The sequence below is a fragment of the uncultured Thermomonas sp. genome, from assembly GCF_937872235.1.
Taxonomy (GTDB): Bacteria; Pseudomonadota; Gammaproteobacteria; order Xanthomonadales; family Xanthomonadaceae; genus Thermomonas; species Thermomonas beijingensis.
Window position 1 is genome coordinate 1 of sequence record NZ_CALMPC010000110.1, and the last position, 3,474, is coordinate 3,474.

Below are 3,474 nucleotides of genomic sequence, written 5' to 3' on the forward strand. Positions count from 1 at the left end.
GAGCAACCGCCTTGTAAGCGGTAGGTCGTCCGTTCGATTCGGACAAGCGGCACCAGTACGCCCAGCTTGCGCCAGAGCCGCAGGCGGCGCATTCATGGGGTTTTCGTATGCAGCGTAGCTATCCACCGGTGTCCATCTTCGGTGTTCCTACGGATATCGGCGCGTCCAAGCGTGGCGCATCCATGGGGCCGGAGGCTTTGCGTGTGGCAGGGTTGGTGGATGCCATTGCCGCCCGCGGCGTGGATGTGCGTGACGTAGGCGATGTCAGTGGCCCACGCAATCCGGTCAGTGCGCCGGTCGATGGCTATCGGCATTTGGATGAAGTCACCGCGTGGAATCGTAGCGTGTTTGATGTGTCCACCCGTGAGCTGCAAGCCGGGCGGATGCCGATTTTGCTGGGCGGTGACCATTGCCTGGCGATTGGTTCGATCGCGGCGGTGGCCGCGCATTGCCGCAGCATGGGTAAACAGTTGCGTGTGTTGTGGCTGGATGCGCATGCCGATTTCAATACCCACGAGCTTACCCCCAGCGGCAATATTCACGGCATGCCGGTGGCTTGCCTGTGCGGCATGGGGCCGACGGTGTTAACCGGGTTTGGCGGGATCACGCCGGCCATCAGTCCGGACCAAGTGCGCCAGATCGGCATCCGTTCGGTGGACCCGGGCGAGAAGCGTTTGGTGCAAGAGCACGGGCTGGATATCTATGACATGCGTTATATCGACGAAGTTGGCATGCGCCGTGCGATGGAAGAAGCATTGGAAGGTATGGATGCCAACACCCATCTGCACGTCAGCTTTGATGTGGACATGCTCGACCCAGCGATTGCCCCCGGCACCGGCACCCGTGTGCCCGGCGGCGTGAACTACCGCGAAGCGCAACTCATCATGGAAATGGTGGCCGATAGCGGCTGCCTGGGGTCGCTGGATCTGGTCGAAATCAACCCCGCATTGGATCGCCGTAATGCCACCGCCAAGCTGGCGGTGGATCTGGTGGAAAGCCTGTTTGGCAAATCGACCCTGATGCGCGATTGATGCGCGTTCATGTGCAGTTTTAGCGGGGACGCGGTTTAATGTGGTTTTCCACCCCGTCACGAGGCTTCCATGAAACGCTTATTTGCCCTGCTGTTGTTGACCGTGTTCGCCAGTGCCGCCTTGACCGCCTGCAATACCGTGAATGGCGCAGGTAAGGACATCAAGAAAGTCGGCGAAAAAATCGAAGACGCATCCGGCAAAAAGTAGGAGCACCGATGGGCGCGGCCATAAGTGCCCACAAACCAGTCCTCCCCAATGACATGGGGAGGACTGCCTGGACTTATTACCAGCGTGGCGGATCCGCCACAAACCCTTGCGGAAATGCGCGTGGTGACGTTCGTGCATACGGTGCATACGGGGGCGGCATTACCCCCATCGCCACCAGTGCATTCACATCGTCATAGCGCACTTGGCTGACTTGCTGCGGGCGTGTGCTCATCCGTTGAAACGAGGTTTGCCCCACCGGTGCCCATTCGCGCTGACCGTGGCCCGTGCCCAGTTGTTGTGGCATCGCATCGGCCTCTGCCATCGCGCGGTTGGCGGCAGCGGGTGGAGCCGGTGCCGGCATGGATTTGGCCATGCTGTCGCGTGCTTGTTCTTGCGCGGCCAGCGGCGGTGCATATTGCGGGCGGGGCGGCTGATATTCACGAAACACCGCGATTCCCACCACTCCCACATTGGCCGGGCGACCGGTGCGCGCGGCATAACTATCGGGCAGGTCGGTGAATACGAATTGGGCAATGTCATCCAGCGATTTGCGCCAGCCGGCGATTTCGGCGGACTCCCACGGCCCCAACACATAACCGGCTTGCGAGGGTGCGGCGGTCTGCCCGCTGACTGCGTTCACGCCATCCACCGACAACACCACCAGCACGCGCTCGCCGCTGGTATTGGTCAGCCGCACCGCGTAGCGGTGGCCGGGCACGCCGGCGACCCAATGTTGGCCACGAAATGGGTATTCGGGCAGGGTTTGTCCGCTGTCTCGATCCACCACGCCCAGCGTGACGATGTCGCGGGCGTGGGCGGGCAAGCTGCATGCAGTGGATGCGGCAAGGGCAAGGGCGAGTGCAAGTGGGCGAAACATGGCGGTCTCCAGAGGCGCAAGGGGTGCGCTGCAAGACGGTCAACGCATGGCGCCGCAAAACGGGGTTAACCCGATGTCTTGAGGTCTGTACCTTTAGAATGGCGATTGATTTCGCATGACAAGCGCAGCCCCGCATGAGCAAGACCCGCGTCCTGACCGGCATCACCACCTCCGGCACCCCCCACCTTGGCAACTATGTCGGCGCCATCCGTCCGGCGATTGCCGCCGCACGTGCGGCCAATGCCGAGAGTTTTTATTTCCTCGCCGACTACCACAGCCTGATCAAGGCGCAAGATCCGGCGCGCACGCAGCGTTCCACCTTGGAGATCGCCGCGGCGTGGCTGGCCTGCGGCCTGGATCCGGCCAAGGTATGGTTCTATCGGCAGTCGGATATCCCTGAAATTCCGGAGCTGACATGGTTGCTCACGTGTGTGGCCGGCAAGGGCATTCTCAATCGTGCGCATGCCTACAAAGCGGCGGTGGATAAGAACCGCGCCGAAGGTGAAGACGACGATGCCGGTATCACCGCCGGCCTGTTCATGTACCCGGTGCTGATGGCCGCCGACATCCTGATTTTCAACGCGCACAAAGTGCCGGTGGGGCGCGACCAGGTGCAGCATATTGAAATGGCACGCGATTTTGGTCAGCGTTTCAACCACATCTACGGCGATGAATTTTTCACCCTGCCGGAAGCGCTGGTGGACGACAACGTGGCAACCTTGCCAGGCCTGGATGGCCGCAAGATGAGCAAGAGCTACGACAACACGATCCCGATGTTCGTGCCGCGTGCAGAATTGAAAAAACGCATCGCCGGCATCCTCACCGACTCGCGCGCACCGGGCGAGCCCAAGAGTACCGAAGGCTCGGCGCTGTTCCAGTTGTACCAGGCTTTCGCCAGCAAGGACGACACCGCGGCATTCGCGCAAGCGTTTGCAGATGGGATCGCGTGGGGTGAAGCCAAGCAAGCACTGTTCGAAAAAATTGATGCCGAAATCACCCCGCTGCGCGAACGCTATGAAGCTCTGATGGCCAAGCCCGGCGAGATTGAAGCCATCTTGTGCGACGGCGCAGCGCGCTTGCGCACGGCCTATGCAACGCCGGCGATCAGCCGCCTGCGCGAAGCGGTGGGGCTGCGCGATTTGTCGCAGGTGGTGCTGGCCAGCGCTGCCGGCAATCCCCCAAAATCTGTCGATACCGAGGTGCCCAGCTTCAAGCAATACCGGGATGCCGATGGCAAGTTCTACTTCAAGCTGGTGCAAGGCGAGCGCGTGCTGTTGCAAAGCGCTGGCTTTGATTCCCCGCGCGATGCCGGGCAGCGGATTGCATCGATCAAAAGCGGCACGCTGGATGCCGATGTGG

At 61.4% G+C, this 3,474-nt stretch carries 4 protein-coding genes; 3 read left to right on the plus strand and 1 reads right to left on the minus strand.

The window, feature by feature from the left end; translation table 11 throughout:
• The first annotated feature begins 107 nt into the window (after nucleotides 1–107).
• On the plus strand, nucleotides 108–1,031 hold the full coding sequence (gene rocF / locus QWB57_RS09990; protein WP_223629411.1) for an arginase: 924 nt from the start codon (nucleotides 108–110) through the stop codon (nucleotides 1,029–1,031).
• A 69-nt stretch (nucleotides 1,032–1,100) separates the two neighbouring features.
• On the plus strand, nucleotides 1,101–1,238 hold the full coding sequence (locus tag QWB57_RS09995) for an entericidin A/B family lipoprotein (protein ID WP_223629412.1): 138 nt from the start codon (nucleotides 1,101–1,103) through the stop codon (nucleotides 1,236–1,238).
• Between the two features lie 76 nt (nucleotides 1,239–1,314).
• Here QWB57_RS09995 and QWB57_RS10000 read toward each other — a convergent pair whose 3' ends face one another.
• Nucleotides 1,315–2,115, minus strand: coding sequence for a hypothetical protein (locus QWB57_RS10000; RefSeq protein WP_223629413.1), 801 nt, complete (start codon nucleotides 2,113–2,115; stop codon nucleotides 1,315–1,317).
• A gap of 134 nt (nucleotides 2,116–2,249) precedes the next feature.
• Here QWB57_RS10000 and QWB57_RS10005 point away from each other — a divergent pair.
• Nucleotides 2,250–3,474 (plus strand): tryptophan--tRNA ligase (locus QWB57_RS10005; RefSeq protein ID WP_288969382.1); only part of this gene is annotated, 1,225 nt, incomplete at its 3' end.

Bases quoted from the DNA above. Each gene is read 5' to 3' on its own strand.
- rocF (WP_223629411.1), top strand. From the start codon at position 108: ATGCAGCGTAGCTATCCACCGGTGTCCATCTTCGGTGTTCCTACGGAT.
- QWB57_RS09995 (WP_223629412.1), top strand. From the start codon at position 1,101: ATGAAACGCTTATTTGCCCTGCTGTTGTTGACCGTGTTCGCCAGTGCC.
- QWB57_RS10000 (WP_223629413.1), bottom strand. From the start codon at position 2,115: ATGTTTCGCCCACTTGCACTCGCCCTTGCCCTTGCCGCATCCACTGCA.